Origin of the sequence: Halomonas sp. HG01 (assembly GCF_000968715.2) — a bacterium.
GTDB classification, from domain to species: Bacteria; Pseudomonadota; Gammaproteobacteria; order Pseudomonadales; family Halomonadaceae; genus Halomonas; species Halomonas halophila.
In genome coordinates this window covers 738,826-756,310 of record NZ_CP022134.1, presented here as the reverse complement: position 1 = coordinate 756,310, position 17,485 = coordinate 738,826, and the positions used below count along the sequence as shown (strand labels likewise).

The window sequence follows — 17,485 nt, the reverse complement described above, 5'->3', positions numbered from 1 at the left end:
CCCGGCCCTGCCGGGGCGTATCGCGTTCAGGCCCGACGCAGGTCGGTCAGGATCGGCGTGCCGGTGGCCGGATCGGGCACCAGGGTGCAGGTCACGCCGTAGAGCTCGCGCACCAGCGCCTCGGTGACCACCTCGGCGGGCGTGCCCTGGGCGACGATGCGCCCGTCGCGCATGGCCACCAGGTGATCGGCATAGCGGCAGGCGCTGGCCAGGTCATGCAGCACCAGCGCCAGGGTGCGGCCGTCGGCGGCCAGGCGCCGGACCAGCTCGAAGACCTCCAGCTGATGGCCCAGGTCCAGCGCCGAGGTCGGCTCGTCGAGCAGCAGCAGCGGCGTCTGCTGGGCGATGGTCATGGCAATCCAGGCGCGCTGGCGCTGGCCGCCGGAGAGCGCCTCCAGCGGCCGATCCGCCAGGGCCTCCAGCCCCGCCGCAGCCACCGCCGCCTCCACCGCGCGCTGGTCGTCGCCGGACCACTGGCGCAGCCAGCCCTGGTGCGGCTGGCGGCCGAAGCGGATCAGGTCGCCCACGGTCAGCCCCTCCGGCGCCGTGGCCTCCTGGGGCAGCAGCGCCAGGCGCCGCGCCAGCTCTCGGGCCGGCAGCCGCTGGATGTCCTGGCCGTCGAGCAGCACCGCGCCCGCGTCCGGCGCGTGCAACCGCGCCAGGCCGGCCAGCAGGGTCGACTTGCCGCAGCCATTGGGGCCGACGATGGCGGTCACCTTGCCCGGCGGCAGCGCGACGGCCAGGTCCGCGATGACCGTTCGGCGGCCGTGGCTCAGGCTCAGCGCCTCGGCCTGCAGGCGTTGCGGGGCGTTCATGAAACTCTCCTATTGGCGGGACGCATCAGGATCCACAGCAGCCAGGGGCCGCCGACCACGGCGGTGACGATGCCCACCGGCAGTTCGATGGGGGCCAGCAGCAGCCGGCCGGTCAGGTCGGCCAGCACCATCACCAGGGCGCCGGCCAGGGCCGAGGCGACCAGCGGCACGCCCCGCGACGTGGACAACGAGCGGGCGATCTCCGGTCCGATCAGCCCGACCATGCCCACCGGCCCGGCCACCGCCACCGCCAGCGCGGTCAACAGCACCGACAGCCCGAGAATCTGGGCGCGCCGGCGGCGCAGCCCGACGCCGAGCCCGCGGGCCACGGCATCGCTGAAGCGCATCAGCGACAGCGAGCGGGCCAACGCCATGGCCAGCGGCCAGCCGATCGCCAGACCGATGCCCAGCACCGCCACGGCGCCGCCCGGGCGGGCATTCAGGGTACCCACGGTCCACGGGTAGGCCTGGTTGGCAGTATCGATGTCCACCCGCGCCAGCAGCAGCTGGGTGATCGCGCCGAACACCGCGCCGACGCCGATGCCGGCGACGATGAAGCGATAGCCGCGGGTGTCGCCGCCGGTGGCCACCCCGAAGGTGACGGCTGCGGCAGTGGCGGCACCGACCAGCGCCATGGCCGGCGGCGCCAGCGACACGCCAAGCCCCACCACCGAAGCCACGGCGAAGGCGGTGGCACCGTTGTCGATGCCGATGATGCCGGGGGTGGCCAGGCGGTTGCGGGCCAGGGTCTGCATCAGGCAGCCGGCCAGGGCCAGCGCCGCCCCGGTCAGCCAGGCCGCCAGCAGCCTGGGGAAACGCAGCTCCTGCACCAGGAAACCGGCCAGCGGATCACCCTCTCCGCGCAGCGCCGCCCAGGCGCCGGCGGGCGACAGCGACTGCTGGCCCAGGCACAGATAGGCCAGCGAGGCTGCCGCCAGCAACCCCAGCAGCAGCAGGCCGACGAGCAGTGCGCGGCGCTCGACCAGCAGATGGCGTTCGCCCCGTGCCAGGCGCCAGTAGCCGGGCGGCGGCGCGATGCGCTCGGCGGCGCCCGCCTCGAGGCGCGGGGCGTCGGCGCGGGAAGGCATCAGCAGGGTATCGGACATCTGGGTCTCGGACATCAGGGTCTCCGGCTCACAGTGTCGGCAGTCGACGGGCGCGCACCACGGCGACCAGCACCGGGGCGCCGACCAGGGCGGTGAGCACGCCCAGCGGCAGCTCCGACGGCGCCACCACCAGCCGCGAGACCACGTCGGCGGTGAGCACCATCAGCGGGCCCAGCGGCAGGCACAGCCATAGGGTGCGACGAATATCGGGACCGGCCAGGGCGCGCGCCGCGAAGGGCACCACCAGTCCGACGAAGGCGATCGGCCCGGCAATGGCGGTGGCGGCACCGACCAGCAGCGCCACGGCGATCACCACCAGGGCCCTCACCCGGCCGGGGCGATGGCCGAGCCCGGAGGCGACCCGCTCGCCCAGCGCCAGCGCCGCCAGGGGCCGGGCGATCAGTGCGGTGACGACCAGCGCCAGCCCCAGGCTCGGCAGCACGGCGGCAAGGTCGTCGAGACGGCGGCCGGCCAGGCTGCCGACCACCCAGAAACGGATCTCGTCGGCGGTGCGCTGATCGAACAGCAGCAGCAGCGAGGTCAGCGAGGCCAGCAGCGCCGAGAAGGCGGCGCCGGCCAGCACCAGGCGCACCGGATCGTCGCCCAGGCCGCGCAGCCGCACCACGCTCATCACCGCGAAGCAGCCGACCAGGGCCCCGATCTGGGCCACGGCCACGCGCAGTGTCGCCGCACTGGCGCCCAGCCACAGCGCCACGGCCACGGCGAAGGCCGCCCCGGCGCTGACGCCGAGCAGCCCGGGCTCGGCCAGCGGATTGCGCGACACCGCCTGCAGCAGCGCCCCGGCCACGCCCAGGGACAGCCCCACGGCAATGCCGATCAGGGTCCGCGGCAGGCGCAGGGTCTCGACCACGAAGCGCGCCTCGCCGTCGCTGTGGCCGGCGAGCACCGCCAGGGCACGACCAGGGCCGACCTCGCCGGCGCCCCACAGCAGGCTGGCCAGGACCGCCAGCGCCAGCAGCCCGGAAAGCATCAGCATGACACGGGAAAGCCCCGCCGATGGGCGGGGCTCGATCTTGACGGTGGCTGCCTTCGACATCAGGGCACGAGCGCCGCTTCGATATCGTCGAGAATGGCCTCGGCGGCCAGCGGGCCGTTGGCGCTGGTCCACAGCTGACCGTCCACCGGCACCACCTGGCCGTTCTCGACCACCGGCAGGCGGGCGAAGGCCGGGGAATCCTTGGCCGCGGCCAGGGCGGCGTCACCTTCCTCGTTGAGGGTGGCGAGGAACAGCCAGTCGCCCTGCAGCCGTGACAGGTTCTCCAGGCTCAGCGGATCGCTGTGCACACCGCCGTCGTTGACCAGACCGCTGGAGGCCACGTCCAGGCCGACGGCTTCCAGCATGCCGCTGGCGAACAGCTGATCGGACATTACCAGCGGGCCCTGGGGCATCCAGCGCACCAGATTCGCGGTCCGGGCCTCGGCGCCCCCCAGAGTCTCGCGCAGCTCGGCGGTGCGCGCCTCGACGTGATCGATGGCCGCGTTCACCGCGTCCTCGCGGCCCAGGGCCTCGCCGAACTGGCGGCCCTCGACCTTCCAGGCGTCGGGCGTGATGCCCGGGCTCTGAGGCACCACGGTGGGCGCGATGCGCGACAGCAGCCGGTACTGGGCATCGGGCAGGCGCGGCCCGGCCAGGATCAGATCCGGGCGCTCGCCCACCACCGCTTCCATGTTGATCTCGCGCACCACGCCGACGATCGCCGGGCGCTGATCGCCGAGGTGCGGCTCGATGTAGCGGGCCACGTCGTCGCCGCCGCGGGTGGTGACGGCGCCCACCGGCATCACGCCGGCCGCCAGGGCGGTGTCCAGGGCGCCTTCATAGAGCGTGACCACGCGCTCGGGCGCGTCGGGGACCTCGATCTCGCCGTGGGCGGTATCCAGCATGCGCGCCTGGGCCGGCGTGACCGCGGCGGCGAACGCCGCCACCAGGCAGGCGCCGATCAGGGTCGACGCCTTGGGCAGGGAAACTGACATGGAAGCTCCTGGGCTTGCCGGGCGCTGACGCGCCCGATCATGCGAATGATTACCGATGATAATGAATCTCAAACCAGTTCTCAGCCCTGCGCACCGCAACGTCGCGTTCGGCGTTTCGCAACGGCAACCGATGCCGAAGCAGGAGCGCAGGAAGCGGAACTAGAGGCTGTCGACGACGTCGCCCAGCTGGGCGTGGACGCTTTGCAGGCCGTCGCCGGAGAGATACCACAGGTCCGGTGTCAGCACCGTCACGTCGATCGTCTCTCCGCCCGCCTCGGCCAGCGCCGCTTCCAGCCCGGCGAGGTCCAGCGGGGTGTCGCCGATGGCCGCACTGCGGTCGACCACGAACAGCGCGTCCGGGGCCATCGCGGCGATATCGGCCGGGGCCAGCGGGGTGAAGGTGCGGCTGCCATGGCTCACCGGCTCCACCGAGGCCGGCACCTCCGGCTGGTCGATGCCCAGCAGCTCGCCGATCACCGGCTCCTGGCGCAGCGAGTAGCCACCGTCGTTGTGGGTCACCACCACCGCCTCGAGATCATCGGCCAGCGACGCGCGGGCCGCCTCGATATCGGCCTCAAGCGCCGCCAGACGCTCGCTGGCCTGCGCCTCGGCGCCGTAGGGCGCGGCCAGGGCCTGCACCTTGTCGCTCAGCGCGGCGAAGTAGTCGCCTTCGGCGAGGGTGACGTCGCGGGTCTCGGCCAGCGCCTCGAGGTCACCCTGTGAGGCCGACTGGCGGCCGGTAATCAGGATCAGCTCCGGCGCGAGGCCGGCGATCGCCTCGAGGTCCGGCGACTTGAGCCCGCCGACGTCGGCGCGCCCTTCCGCCAGGGCCGCCACATAGGCCGGGGCCGCCTGATGCGGCACGCCGACCAGATGCTCCTCGAGCCCCAGCGCCGCCAGGGTGTCCGCGGCGCCCCAGTCGAAGCTGACCACGGCGGGACCGTGCGCCTCGCCCTCGACGTCATGGGCCTGGGCCATCATCGGGGCGGCGCAGGCGCCGACCATCACCGCAGTGCGTAACCATCCGTTCGTCATCATGCTCTCCTGTGGTTCATCCGTGAATTGCCCATCTTCGACCGCGACCGGGCGGAGTGCCCGGCCGCGGCGTGGTGTCCTGCTCGGTGGCGGCGATCAGAACTCGACGTTGATGCCCAGCCACAGGCGGCGGCCGTCCTCGACGTAGCCGTACTCTTCCTCGGTGATGTCCTCGTCGAAGAGGTTGTAGAGGCCGGCGTTGAGGGTGGTCTGCGGCGTCAGCTGATACCCGAGGCCGGCGTCGACGAAGGTGTAGGACGGGGCGACGATGGCATCCCGGGACGGGCCGGTCGTGGGCTGGCTCTCCTCGCCGCGATAGGTCAGGCGCGTCCACTGGCTCAGGCGCTCGGTGGCCTGCCAGTCCAGCGACGCCGTGACCTGATGCTTGGGCAGCTGGTTCAGCGGCTCGCCCTTGTATTCGCCGGTCTTCTGCTCGGAGTCGGTGTAGGTGTAGCTGGTGCTCAGGTCCAGGTTGTCGGCCAGTGGCGTGGACAGCGAGAATTCGACGCCTCGGGTGACCGCCTCGTCGACATTGAGCCGGTAGGTCGGATCGGAGCCGAACTGGTTGGCCCCTTCGGTGCACACGGAGGTCGGACAGGCCACGCGGGTGATCTTGTCCTCGAAGTCGGTATGGAAGACGGTCAGGCCGGCCAGCAGGCCGTTGTCAGCGGCGTAGTGCAGGCCCAGTTCCTGGCTGAGCGAGGTTTCCGCCTCCAGGTCCGGGTTGCCGTAGATGTTGCCGCCACGGCTGACCTGGACCCAGTCGGCGTTGGTGGCACGCAGATCCGGCGCCCGGAAGCCCGAGGAAACGCCGCCCTTCAGGGTCCAGCGATCGTCCAGGTGCCAGACGCCATAGAGGCGCGGCGACCAGTGGCTGCCGTACTTCTCGTCCTCGTTGAGGCGCACGCCGCCGGTCAGCGAGACGTCCTCGGTCAGCATCCATTCGTCCTCGGCGTACAGCGCCCAGCGATAGCGTTCCAGCTCGCTCAGGCTGGACGTCGCGGATTCGTTGCCGCCGTCCTCCAGACGCTGCTTCTCGTACTGGCCGCCCAGGGTCAGGATATGGGCGCCCAGCGGCAGCACCGCCTTGGTGTCCGCCACAGTGCTCCGGTAGTTCATGTCGCGCGAGGGGTTGTCGACCTCCTCGTGCTGCACGTAGCTCTCGGTGCTGCCGAAGTCGAAGTAGCCGTCGTGGCTCAGCGCGAAGTGGCGGCGGTCGTACTTCTGCTCGGAGCGCTCGTTCGGCCCCCGACGCCCCACCAGTGCCACGGACTCACCGGGATTGGTGATCCGGCGCTGCTCGCTGTAGCCCGCTTCCAGGCCGATCTCGTTGATGTCGTCGGGGGTCCAGGTCAGCTTCGCGGTGCCGCTGGCCAGGCGCTGGTCGGCGTAGCCGCCGATGATGGCGTCCTCGTCGCGCTGGTCATATTGCCCGTAGACCTGCAGGCCGAGCCGCTCGGCCACCAGCGGACCGGCCACGTAGAAGCGGCTGTTGTGCTCGTCGCCGGAGGCAGAGTCCTGCTGGAGCGTCATGCCGGTCGAGACCTCGCCGCCCCACTCCTGCGGCACCTTGCGGGTGATGACGTTGATCACCCCGCCCAGCGCATCGGAGCCGTACAGCGACGACATCGGCCCGCGGATCACCTCGATGCGCTCGATGGCCGACAGCGGCGGCATCCAGCCCTGCTCGATGCCCGGGCCATCGCTGTTGGGGCGGGTTTCCCGCGAGCCCTGGCGCTTGCCGTCGACCAGCAGCAGGGTGTACTTGGCGCCCATGCCGCGGATGCTGATGTCCTGGGACGAACCGCCGCCGGTGACGGTCACGCCCGGCACGTTGCGCAGCGCATCGGTGATGTCCCGGTAGGCGCGGCCTTCCAGCTCCTCGCGGGTGATCACGCTGATCGAGGCCGGGGCATCCTGGACCTGCTGCTCGTACCCGGCGGCGGTGACCACCACATCGTCGAGCCGGGCCGTTTCCTGGGCCGCGGCGGTAGACGCCGCCAGGCCGGCGATCAGCGTGGCAAGGACGGTGCGGGAAGAGGGAAACGACATCGGTTGCGACTCCTGAAGATCCCACCGGCCGCTGGGCCGGCTTTTAGTGAATAGGAATTTTTATCATTCACATTCTTCCATATTCGTTCGCCCACGTCCTCGTACGCCGCGTTGCCAAACGCGCAACGGCTGGCAGGGATTCTCCTTTGCCCATCACAACGCGAATGATTTTCAACAAAGGTATTGGTAGGATGGCGGCTCCGTTAGCATCCTACGGCTTTACCCCATGCACGATGCCGATGAACTGATCGCCTTCGCCGACGTCATGGACAGCGGCAGCCTGACCCTGAGCGCTCGCCGGCTGGGCGTGGCGAAATCGACCCTGAGCCGCCGCCTCCAGCAGCTGGAGACACGGCTCGGCCAGCCGCTGATGCGCCGTCAATCGAACCGCCTGGAGCCCACCGAGGCCGGGCGGGTCTTCCACGACTACTGCCTGCGGCTGATCGCGCTGGCCGACAAGGGACGCCAGGCCCTGGACGAGCTGCGCGAGGAAATCAGCGGCGAGCTGACGCTGGAGGTCCACGAGGCCCTGGCCCGCTGCTGGGTGGCCCCTGCCCTCGACGCTTTCATGGCCCGACATCCCGGCCTCCAGTTGAACCTGCACACCCGCGACCGACTCACGTCGGAGGCGGCCAGCCAGTCGGTGGTGGTGTGGTACGGCGACCCCGGCGAGACCTCCCTGCGCCAGGAGACGATGACCCGGCTGCCTCGCGGGCTCTACGCCCACCCCGACTACCTGGCCCGCCATGGCACGCCGGCCCACCCTCGTGACCTGGACGGCCATGCCTGGATCGACCTGCTCGGCGAGGCCAAGTCCGGCCTGGCGCTGCGTCATCCCCGCGAGGGCGTCCACGACGTCTGCCCGCCCGGCTCGCGGCTGCGCGTCGACCGCCTGCTGCTGCATTCCGACGCCATCGCCCGCGGCCACGGCCTGGGCGTGCTGCCGGTATGGATGGCCGAGCTCCGCCGGCAGGCCCATCCCGACCAGCTGGTGCGCTGCCTGCCCGAGTGGCAGGCCTCGGCGGCGCCGGTCAGCCTGCTCTATCCCCACGGCCACCTGCCGCGCAAGGTCACGGCGCTGCTCGAGTTCCTGCGCGAAGCCTGTCCCGCCGCCTGGACCACCCTGCCGGCGGCCGCTCCGGTCGAGGCCTGAGCCACCCGCCGTGCCTCCGGCGAGCGCGATTGCTAGAATGGAGCCCTCGACGACGCTCAAGGAGCGAGCATGGGACTTCGTGAAATCGCCGTCGGCGGCCTCTATCTCTCCCCCCTGCTGGTGTATGCCCTGCTCGGCTTCGGCGCCACGCTGCTGATCCGCGCGGGGCTCTATCGTCTGCTGGGCGCCAACCGCCTGTGGTACGAGGCCTGGTTCGATACCGCCCTGTTCGTGATCTTCACCGCCGTCATCGCCTACCTCTCCTCCGCCACCGGGAACGTCTGAACATGCGCACCCTGCTACGCAGCCTCGTCACCCTGGTCATCGTCGCCCTGGCCATCGCCGCCGGCCTGTGGCTGTGGCACTACTACCTCTACACGCCCTGGACCCGCGACGGCCGCGTGCGCGCCGAGGTGATCACCGTCGCCCCGGACGTCGCCGGGCGTGTGGTGGCCCTGCCGGTGGCCGACAACCAGCGCGTCGACGCCGGCGAGACGCTGTTCCGGATCGATCGATCGCGCTACGAGACGGCGGTGAGCCGGGCCGAGGCAGTGGTGGCCCAGCGCCAGGCCGAGCTCCAGCTGAGCCAGGACGAGGCCTCGCGACGCAGCCGCCTGAGCCGCCAGGCAATCAGCGCCGAGGGTCAGGAGACGGCTCGCATCAACCGCCAGGTGGCCAGCGCCAGCCTCGACCAGGCCCAGAGCGATCTGGCTAGCGCCCGGCTCGACCTCGAGCGCACCACGGTGGCGGCGCCGGCGGCGGGCCACGTGCTCAACCTGCAGCTCAGCGAGGGCAACTACGTCAGCGCCGGCGAGGAGGTGATGGCGCTGATCAAGGAAGGCTCCTACTTCGTCACCGGTTACTTCGAGGAGACCAAGACCCCGCACTTCTCGGTCGGCGATCCGGCCCGGGTGACGCTGATGAGCGGCGACACCGAGATCCGGGGCCACGTGGAGAGCATCGGCCGCGCCATCGCCGATCCCAACACCGACCCCAACAGCCAGCTGCTGCCCCGGGTGCAGCCCACCTTCAGCTGGGTGCGGCTGGCCCAGCGCATTCCGGTGCGCATCGCGCTGGACGAGATTCCCGAGGGAACGACCCTGAGCGCCGGCATGACGGCCTCGGTGTACGTGGAGCCGAACGCCGAGCCGACGGAGTAACGGCGCATGTCCCCCTGGCTGCAGGCCTATCTCACCCCGAGCGCCGATGCGGTGAAATTCGCCGTCAAGGCTACCCTGGCCATGCTGCTGGCGCTCTACGCGGCGCTGTGGTGCGACCTGGAGCGGCCCTACTGGGCGCTGATCTCGGCGGCCTTACTGCAGGTCCGGCCGATGAGCGGCATGGTGGTGGAAAAGGGACTCAGCCAGATCGGCGGTACCCTGGTGGGCTGTGGTGCCGGCATCGTCATCATGGGATTGTTCGCCCAGGCGCCGATTCCCGCGCTGGCCACCCTGACGCTGTGGATCATGATCTGCACCTACGGCAGTTCGCTGCTGCGCAATAATGCCTCCTACGGCTGCATCATGGGCGCGGTGACGGCGATGCTGATCGTGGTGATCGGCGCCAGCCAGCCCGATGGCATCTTCTCCATCGCCGTGGCCCGGCTCTCCGAGCTGTCACTGGGCGCGGCGTGCGCCACCCTGGTCAGCGCCCTGCTGTGGCCGATCAAGGTCGGCGACCATCTCGGTCACCAGGCCGACGCGGTGGTCAACCAGGCCTTCCGCCACGCCGCCCTGAGGCTGAGCGACAGCGACGACCCGAGCGCGCTGCAGCAGACCCTGACCGACAGCCTGGAGCCGCTCACCCAGCTCGAGACCGACAGCCAGGCCGCCCGCTACGAAGGGCCCGAGGGCCCTGGGCGCATCCGCGCCAGCCACGTGCTGACCCGCCGCACCCTGCGCCTGATGGCTACCCTGCACGCCCTGCAGCAGATCCTTCACCACTACGGCGAACGCCTCTCGCCGACGATCCACCGGCTGGCCGCCGAGCTGGCGGAAGGCTTTCGCGAGTCGGCGGAGGTCAGCGGCGTCGCCCCCGCCCAGCGCCGCCTCCACGCGCTGCGCCATCGGGTCAAGGACTGCCCCGACGACGACTGGACGCCCCTCGAACAGCGCTGCCTGCTGGGCCTGCGCGAGGCGCTGGGCCATGCGGTGGTGATGCTCGACGCCCGCGATGCCATTTCCCATCCCGGCCGCATGCGCCTGCGCGGCGCGGCGCTGGCCTGGCATCGCGATCATCTGATCGCCGGGCTCAACGCCCTGCGCGCCGGCCTGATCTTCTCGCTGCTGGCCGCCTTCTGGCTGGCGACCGGCTGGGACAACGGCCAGGTGGCGATGCTGCTCGGCACCCTGTTCTCGGCCTTCTTCGCCACCCGCGACAATCCCGTGGTGGTCTGCATGATGTTCGCCAAGGGCATGCTGGCGGCGATTCCCAGCGCCTTGCTGTTCGGCCACGTGCTGCTGGCCCAGGCCAGCGGCTTCCCGATGCTGGCGATGCTGCTGATGCCGCCCCTGTTCCTGGGCCTGCTGGGCGCGGCGGTGCCACGGCTGATGGGCTATTGCCTGGCCTTCACCATCGGCAACATCCTGCTGACCATGCCCGGCAACGGCATGGACTTCTCGTTCGACGCCTTCATCAACCGCGCCATCGCGGTGATGATCGGCCTTTCCGCGGTGGTGGCCGGCTTCCGGCTGCTGCCCGGCTTCGGCTCACGGCTGCGCAAGCGCCGGCTGGTCGGCGCCATCGTCGGCGACCTGCGGCGCCTGACCTCACCGCCGATCCACGAGGCGGAGGCACGCTTCGTCGGCGGCATGGCCGATCGCCTGCTGCACCTGGCCAAGCACGACGACGTCCTGCCCGAGGACCAGCGCCACCTCTTCACCCTGGGGCTGACCGGGCTCGACATCGGCTATGCCTGCCTGCAGGTGCGCCGCCGCCTGGACGACCTGCCGGACGAGCCCCTGCATCGCGCCAAGCGAGACTTCTTCGCCGCCCTGGCGCAAGCCTACGCCGACAGCGCCAGGGGCCACTCCCCGAGCGCGGTGCAGCCGGCCGGCGAGGCCTTCGTCGAGGCCGTGCGCCACCAGCCCGGACTGAGCGAGCGTCAGCACGCCCGGCTCGCCGGACTGGCGCAGCGCCTCGAACTGTCGCTGGAGCGCCAGGCCCAACGTGCCCGGGCCTCGCGAGGCCTGGTGCCACCACCGCCGCAGGCGGACGTCGCCTGAGGCCGACGTCGGCACGGCTTTCCTTCATTTCTCTCAACCAAGGAGACACTCCATGCTCGCCGAACTCTTCGCCGTGATGGCGCCGGTCATCGCCGGCGCCGGACTGGGCTTCGGCTGGGTTCGGCTCGGCCACGACTATCCCGTGGCCTTCGTCACCCGCCTGGTGTTCAACATCGGCACCCCGGCGCTGGTGCTCGCCTCGCTGGCCGGCGCCGAGATCGACGCCGACAGCTTCGGCCGCACCATGCTGGCCACCGCCCTGGTACTGACCACCATGGGGGCGGCCACCGTGGTCTCCGCCCGCCTGTTGCGGCGCGACTGGCGGGTGCTGCTGGCGCCGATGATGTATCCCAACACCGGCAACATGGGCCTGCCGGTGGTGCTCTACGCCTTCGGCGAGGCGGGCTTCGCCTTCGGCATCACGGTGATGGTCACGGTGTCGCTGTTCCAGTTCACCCTCGGCACCCTGATGACCAGCCGCGGCAACCCGCTGAAGTCGCTGGCCAGGACGCCCACGGTCTACGCCATCCTGATCGCCCTGGCGCTGCTGCTCACCGACACCGACCTGCCTCCGTGGCTGGCCAACAGCGTGGATCTGATCTCGGGCTTCACGGTGCCGCTGATGCTGATCACCCTCGGGGTGTCGCTGGCCAACATCCAGGTCAGGAGCCTGCGCTCGGGCCTCGGCTTCTGCCTGCTGCGCCTGCCGCTGGCCGCGGGCCTGGCCTGGGGCATCGGCGCGCTGCTGGCCCTGCCGCCCATGGCTCACGCCATCCTGGTGCTGCAGATGAGCATGCCGGTGGCGGTGTTCAACTACCTGTTCGCCCAGAAGGCCCGTCGCGAGCCGGAATACGTGGCCAGCCTGGTGTTCTGCTCGACCCTGCTGTCGCTGATCTACCTGCCGCTGCTGCTGGCGTGGCTGATGTAGCCGGAGAGGCAACCGACAGGCCGACGCCTCGCCGGCGCCTTCTATACTGGGGGCGCCATCGACAAGGAGTCGGCCCATGATCCTCTCTCGCCCCCGTCCATCCTCGCGCCTGCCGGCGGCGGTCCTGAGCGTGCTGCTGACGGCCGCCGCCCTGCCGAGCCAGGCCCAGGACACGCCGATGCGGCTGGACACCCGGCACATGACGCTGTGCCTGAGCCGCGTCGCCGATGGCTTCCGCCACCCCTGGGGGCTGGCCCAGCTGCCCGACGGCGCCCTGCTGGTCGGCGAGCGCGGCGGTCGCCTGACGCGGATCGCCGCGGACGGCTCGCGCCTGAGCATCGCCGGCCTGCCCGAGGTCGCGGCCCGTGGCCAGGGTGGGCTGCTCGACCTGGCCCTGCATCCCCGTTTCGGCGAGGACGAGAGCGGCGAGCATGACTGGCTCTACTTCACCTGGAGCCGGCCGGTGGCCGACGGCGCCGCGACCGCCCTGTCCCGGGCACGCCTCGAGGGCGGCCGCCTGATCGGCATCGAGCCCCTCTTCACCCAGAACCGCGCCACCGACGCCGGTCGCCACTTCGGCTCGCGACTGGCCTGGCGCCCCGACGGCACCCTGCTGATGAGCGTCGGGGAACGCGGCAGCCCCGAGCGTGCCCAGGACGGCGGCGACCACGCCGGCAGCATCCTGCGCCTCACCGAGACTGGCGGCGTGCCCGCCGACAATCCCTTCGTGGGCGACACCGAGGTGCGCGACGAGATCTTCAGCCTCGGCCACCGCAATCCCCAGGGGCTGATCGTCGCCGACGACGGCACGGCCTGGTCCACCGAGCACGGCCCGCGCACCGGCGACGAACTCAATCGCCTGGTGCCGGGCGCCAACTATGGCTGGCCGGAGGTCTCCCGGGGCCGCGACTACGTCACCTTCCTGCCGATCGGCCGCGACAGCGCCCCGGGCATGCGCGACCCGGTGCATGTCTTCGACGGCCGGTTCGCGCCTTCGGGCCTGACCCGGGTGACCTCGCCGGCCTTCGCCCCCTGGCAGGGCGATCTGCTGGCCGGCGGGCTGCGCGGCGAGGCGCTGCTGCGACTGCGCCTCGAGGGCGACACGGTGATCGAACGCGAGAAAGTGCTCGATGGGGAGATCGGCCGCCTACGCACCGTTGACCAGGGGCACGACGACACGCTCTATATACTCAACGACGCCGCCGAGGCCGGTCTCTGGCGCCTGACGCCGGCCGTTGCCGGCCAGGCGGGCGCTTCGGCCTGCCCTGAATAGACCGCCCCGGCACGCCCCCGGCATATTTCTGAACGGTTATTCAATAACTCCCGGGTTGCTGGCGTCCGGTTCGAGTCAACGCTGGCGGCTGTCACTCTGGGGTTACATTCAACGCAACCATTTTGCCCGCCCTGTCCAGAGCGCGGCACCACACAAGGCTCGCCAATGAGTGACAACCGAAACGTCAAGATTCGGGTGCGCAACCTCAGCAAGGTCTTCGGCAACCAGCCGAAGAAGGCGCTGGAACTGCGCGACCAGGGGCTGAAGCGCCCCGAGATCCTCGACAAGACCGGCCAGACCCTGGGCCTGTCGAACATCGACTTCGATGTCTACGAAGGGGAACTGCTGGTGATCATGGGGCTGTCCGGTTCCGGCAAGTCGACCCTGATCCGCTGCCTCAACCGTCTGATCGACCCGACCGAGGGCGAGATCGTCATCGACGGGCAGAACATCCCGAGCCTCAAGGAGAAGGAGCTGCTGGAATGCCGCCGCCGCCACTTCTCCATGGTGTTCCAGAACTTCGCCCTCTTCCCCCACCGTACCGTGCAGCAGAACACCGAGTTCGGCCTGGAGATCCGCGGCATCGATCCCGCCGAGCGCCGCGAGACCGCCAGTAACGCGCTCAAGCAGGTCGGCCTGGAAGGCTGGGAAAACGCCTATCCGCGCCAGCTCTCCGGCGGCATGCAGCAGCGCGTCGGCCTGGCGCGCGCGCTGGCCAACGATGCCAGCGTGCTGCTGATGGACGAGGCCTTCTCGGCGCTGGACCCGCTGATCCGCGGCGACATGCAGCAGGAGCTGCTGCAGCTCCAGCACCGCATGAAGAAGACCACCGTCTTCATCACCCACGACCTCGACGAGGCGCTGAGCATCGGCGACCGCATCGTGCTGCTCAAGGACGGCGAGGTGGTGCAGATCGGCACCCCCGAGGAGATCCTCACCAAGCCCGCCGACGACTACGTGCGCCGCTTCATCGAGGGCGTCGACAAGTCGCGCATCCTCAGCGCCGAGAGCGCCATGCGCAAGGTCCGCTCCACGGTGCGCGACACCGACGGTCCGCGCACCGCGCTACGCAAGATGCGCGACCACAGCCTCGATTCCATCTACATCCTCGACCGCGACCGCCGCCTGATCGGCCTGATCGACGCCGACGCCGCCAGCCAGGCGCTGGAGGACGGCAAGCAGACCGTCACCGAGGTGATGACCCAGGACTTCCGCAAGGTCACCCGCGAGGAGCCGCTGCACAACCTGTTCGCCATGTTCAGCGAGAACCGTTTCCCGATCGCCGTGGTGGATGACGACCAGGTGCTCCAGGGCGTGGTCGTGAAAGGCGCCGTCCTCGACGAACTCGCACAGGCAGGAGACCACTGATGGCTATCGAATTCCCGCGCATGCCGCTGGGCGACTGGATCGAGAACGGCCTCAACTGGCTGACCAGCGAATACTCCGCCGTGACCCGCGGCATCTCCCGCATCACCCAGACCGGCATCGACGGCCTCAACGACGCCCTGATGTGGCTGCCCGACTGGTCGCTGCTGGTGATCATCGCCGCGCTGTGCTGGTGGCTGGCCAACGTGCGCCTGGCCATCGGCGCCGTCGCCGGGCTGGCGCTGATCATGAACCTGGGCCTGTGGGAGCCGATGATCGAGACCCTGACCCTGGTGGTGATCGCCACCCTGGTGGCGGTGGTCATCGCGTTGCCGGTCGGCATCGCCGCGGCGCTGTCGGAGCGGCTCTACAAGACGATCATGCCGGTGCTGGACTTCATGCAGACCATGCCGGCCTTCGTCTACCTGATCCCGGCCATCCCGTTCTTCGGCATCGGCTCGGTATCGGCGATCTTCGCCACCGTGATCTTCTCCATGCCGCCGGCGATCCGCTTCACCACCTTAGGCATCCGCCAGGTGCCCACCGACCTGGTGGAGGCCGCCGACGCCTATGGCGCCACCCGCGGCCAGAAGCTGGTCAAGGTGCAGCTGCCGCTGTCGCTGCCCACGGTGATGGCCGGCATCAACCAGACCATCATGCTGGCGCTGTCGATGGTGGTGATCGCCGCCATGATCGGTGCCGACGGCCTGGGCAGCGAGGTCTGGCGCGCCATTCAACGCCTGCGTCCGGGCGACGGCTTCGAGGCCGGCATCGCCGTGGTGATCCTGGCCATGCTGCTGGACCGCCTGACCCAGTCGCTGCGCAAGCAGGGCAAGAGCTGACGTCACGCCGTTGAACGACCGCCGGTTGCAACCGGCGGCTCGTCTCAGCATGCTCATGAATACATTCCTAACGGAGATAAGCACAATGCCGAAGCAACCGATGCGCATCGCTGGCCTGGCCCTCATCGCCGGCGCCAGCCTGACCGCGGCGACGGCCCAGGCCCAGGACAAGGGCAGCGTTCACCTGGCCTATGTCGAATGGGCCTCGGAAGTCGCCTCCACCAACGTGATGCGCGCCGTGCTGGAACAGGCCGGCTATGAGGTCGAGATGACCTCGCTGTCCGCCGCCGCCATGTGGCAGTCCGTGGCCACCGGCGATGCCGACGGCATCGTCGCCGCCTGGCTGCCGACCACCCACGCCGACTACCTCGACCGGGTCGGCGATCAGGTCGACGACCTGGGCCCGAATCTCGACGGCACCAAGCTCGGCCTGGTGGTTCCGGCCTACAGCAAAGCCGACTCCATCACCGACCTGAACGAGCATGCCGAGGCCTTCGAAGGCAAGATCACCGGCATCGATCCGGGCGCCGGCATCATGAGCCTGACCGAGCAGGTGGTGGACGACTACGACCTCGACCTGGACGTGCAGAGCGGCAGCGGTGCCACCATGACCGCGGCGCTCAAGAGCGCCATCGACAACCAGGAAGAGATCGCGGTGACCGGCTGGACGCCGCACTGGATGTTCGCCCGCTGGGACCTCAAGTACCTCGAGGATCCCAAGAACGTCTATGGCGGCGCCGAGCAGATCCATACCATCGTGCGTGATGGCCTCGAGGAAGACATGCCGGGCGCCTACGCCATCCTGGACGCCTTCGAGTGGACCCCGGAGCAGATGGGCGAGGTCATGCTCATGAACCAGGAGAAGGACTCCGACCCCTACGAGAACGCCAAGCAGTGGGTCGAGGACAACCAGGACCTGGTCCAGGAGTGGCTGCCGGAGGCATGATCGTGGCGGCATGACGACGAGAGGGAGGTGCCTTCAGGGCACCTCCCTCTTGCGTGCCGAACGACGCCACCAGCGCCCTCGGAACCGAGGGCGTCGCAAATCGCCGGTTATCAGCCGCTCCCTATTTGATTAGAATCGCCTGTCCGACTGGGCCACGAGCCTTCGGATGACAACGACAATGACAACAAGGGCAAGCCTCCCCCGAACGACGCCGATTGCCGGCCCGCTGCCGTTGAAAGCGCGGCACTCCCAAATCGTCGTCCAACGGCCACACTGAGCGTGTGAGCGCGGACGCAACCCACAAGGAGCGCAGGCATGTTCAAGAAGATTCTGGTGCCGGTGGACCTGGCACATCCCGACGTGTTCGAACCATCGCTGCAGATCGTCGCCGATCAGGCCAAGCACTACGGTGCGGAAGTCTGCTACGTGGCGGTCATCGCCAACACCCCGGGCAGCGTGGCCCGCACCCCGGACGAGTACCAGCAGAAACTGGAAGCCTTCGCCCAGGAGCGCGCCCAGGTCCACGGCCAGCCGGTCAGCGCCAAGGCGCTGGTCTGTCCGGACCCCACCGCTGATCTGGATGATGTGCTGGTCGAGGCGATCGACGAGCAAGGCGCCGATCTGGTGATCATGCAGACCCATCCCCCGAAGCACCTGGATGTCGTGCTTCCCTCGCACGGCGGCAAGATCGCCACCCATACCGACGCATCGGTGTTTCTGGTCCGCCCCCAGGACTGATGCGCCCCACTCGTTC

General features: G+C 69.9%; 16 protein-coding genes. 10 read left to right on the top strand and 6 right to left on the bottom strand.

The window, feature by feature from the left end:
* Window positions 1-26: 26 nt before the first annotated feature.
* The 6 genes from UN84_RS03370 to UN84_RS03345 form a co-directional block, all read right to left on the bottom strand.
* Window positions 27-815: an ABC transporter ATP-binding protein gene (locus UN84_RS03370; protein WP_046079130.1), complete on the bottom strand. Its 789-nt coding sequence runs from the start codon at window positions 813-815 to the stop codon at window positions 27-29.
* Window positions 812-1,903 carry a FecCD family ABC transporter permease gene (locus UN84_RS03365; protein ID WP_173835038.1) on the bottom strand — a complete coding sequence of 364 codons (1,092 nt, stop codon included), beginning with the start codon at window positions 1,901-1,903 and terminating at the stop codon, window positions 812-814. Before UN84_RS03365 ends, UN84_RS03370 begins: the two co-directional genes overlap by 4 nt.
* Window positions 1,904-1,949: 46 nt before the next feature.
* The gene (locus UN84_RS03360; RefSeq protein WP_046079132.1) at window positions 1,950-2,918 is read right to left on the bottom strand and encodes a FecCD family ABC transporter permease; all 969 of its coding nucleotides are present in this window, start codon (window positions 2,916-2,918) and stop codon (window positions 1,950-1,952) included.
* A gap of 59 nt (window positions 2,919-2,977) precedes the next feature.
* The gene (locus UN84_RS03355; RefSeq protein ID WP_046079133.1) at window positions 2,978-3,913 is read right to left on the bottom strand and encodes an ABC transporter substrate-binding protein; all 936 of its coding nucleotides are present in this window, start codon (window positions 3,911-3,913) and stop codon (window positions 2,978-2,980) included.
* A 159-nt stretch (window positions 3,914-4,072) separates the two neighbouring features.
* The gene (locus tag UN84_RS03350) at window positions 4,073-4,951 is read right to left on the bottom strand and encodes an ABC transporter substrate-binding protein (RefSeq protein ID WP_082090887.1); all 879 of its coding nucleotides are present in this window, start codon (window positions 4,949-4,951) and stop codon (window positions 4,073-4,075) included.
* Window positions 4,952-5,044: 93 nt separating this feature from the next.
* The gene (locus tag UN84_RS03345; protein ID WP_046079134.1) at window positions 5,045-7,000 is read right to left on the bottom strand and encodes a ligand-gated channel protein; all 1,956 of its coding nucleotides are present in this window, start codon (window positions 6,998-7,000) and stop codon (window positions 5,045-5,047) included.
* Between the two features lie 226 nt (window positions 7,001-7,226).
* Between UN84_RS03345 and UN84_RS03340 the strand changes: the two genes are divergently transcribed.
* The 10 genes from UN84_RS03340 (at window position 7,227) to UN84_RS03295 (ending at window position 17,469) form a co-directional block, all read left to right on the top strand.
* Entirely contained in the window at window positions 7,227-8,153 is a 927-nt protein-coding gene (locus UN84_RS03340; RefSeq protein WP_046079135.1) for a LysR family transcriptional regulator, read from the top strand.
* 69 nt (window positions 8,154-8,222) lie between these two features.
* The gene (locus UN84_RS03335) at window positions 8,223-8,438 is read left to right on the top strand and encodes a DUF1656 domain-containing protein (protein ID WP_046079136.1); all 216 of its coding nucleotides are present in this window, start codon (window positions 8,223-8,225) and stop codon (window positions 8,436-8,438) included.
* A gap of 2 nt (window positions 8,439-8,440) precedes the next feature.
* Entirely contained in the window at window positions 8,441-9,313 is an 873-nt protein-coding gene (locus UN84_RS03330) for an efflux RND transporter periplasmic adaptor subunit (RefSeq protein ID WP_046079137.1), read from the top strand.
* 6 nt (window positions 9,314-9,319) lie between these two features.
* Complete coding sequence (locus UN84_RS03325; RefSeq protein ID WP_046079138.1) at window positions 9,320-11,377, top strand: FUSC family protein; 2,058 nt, start codon at window positions 9,320-9,322, stop codon at window positions 11,375-11,377.
* Between the two features lie 52 nt (window positions 11,378-11,429).
* Window positions 11,430-12,305, top strand: coding sequence for an AEC family transporter (locus UN84_RS03320; RefSeq protein WP_035597986.1), 876 nt, complete (start codon window positions 11,430-11,432; stop codon window positions 12,303-12,305).
* Between the two features lie 76 nt (window positions 12,306-12,381).
* Window positions 12,382-13,578, top strand: coding sequence for a PQQ-dependent sugar dehydrogenase (locus UN84_RS03315; RefSeq protein WP_046079139.1), 1,197 nt, complete (start codon window positions 12,382-12,384; stop codon window positions 13,576-13,578).
* Between the two features lie 165 nt (window positions 13,579-13,743).
* On the top strand, window positions 13,744-14,946 hold the full coding sequence (locus UN84_RS03310) for a quaternary amine ABC transporter ATP-binding protein (RefSeq protein WP_035597988.1): 1,203 nt from the start codon (window positions 13,744-13,746) through the stop codon (window positions 14,944-14,946).
* Window positions 14,946-15,785, top strand: coding sequence for an ABC transporter permease (locus UN84_RS03305; protein WP_375700484.1), 840 nt, complete (start codon window positions 14,946-14,948; stop codon window positions 15,783-15,785). Before UN84_RS03310 ends, UN84_RS03305 begins: the two co-directional genes overlap by 1 nt.
* A gap of 85 nt (window positions 15,786-15,870) precedes the next feature.
* On the top strand, window positions 15,871-16,731 hold the full coding sequence (locus UN84_RS03300; protein WP_046079140.1) for a glycine betaine ABC transporter substrate-binding protein: 861 nt from the start codon (window positions 15,871-15,873) through the stop codon (window positions 16,729-16,731).
* 315 nt (window positions 16,732-17,046) lie between these two features.
* On the top strand, window positions 17,047-17,469 hold the full coding sequence (locus tag UN84_RS03295) for a universal stress protein (RefSeq protein WP_035598015.1): 423 nt from the start codon (window positions 17,047-17,049) through the stop codon (window positions 17,467-17,469).
* Window positions 17,470-17,485 lie beyond the last annotated feature (16 nt).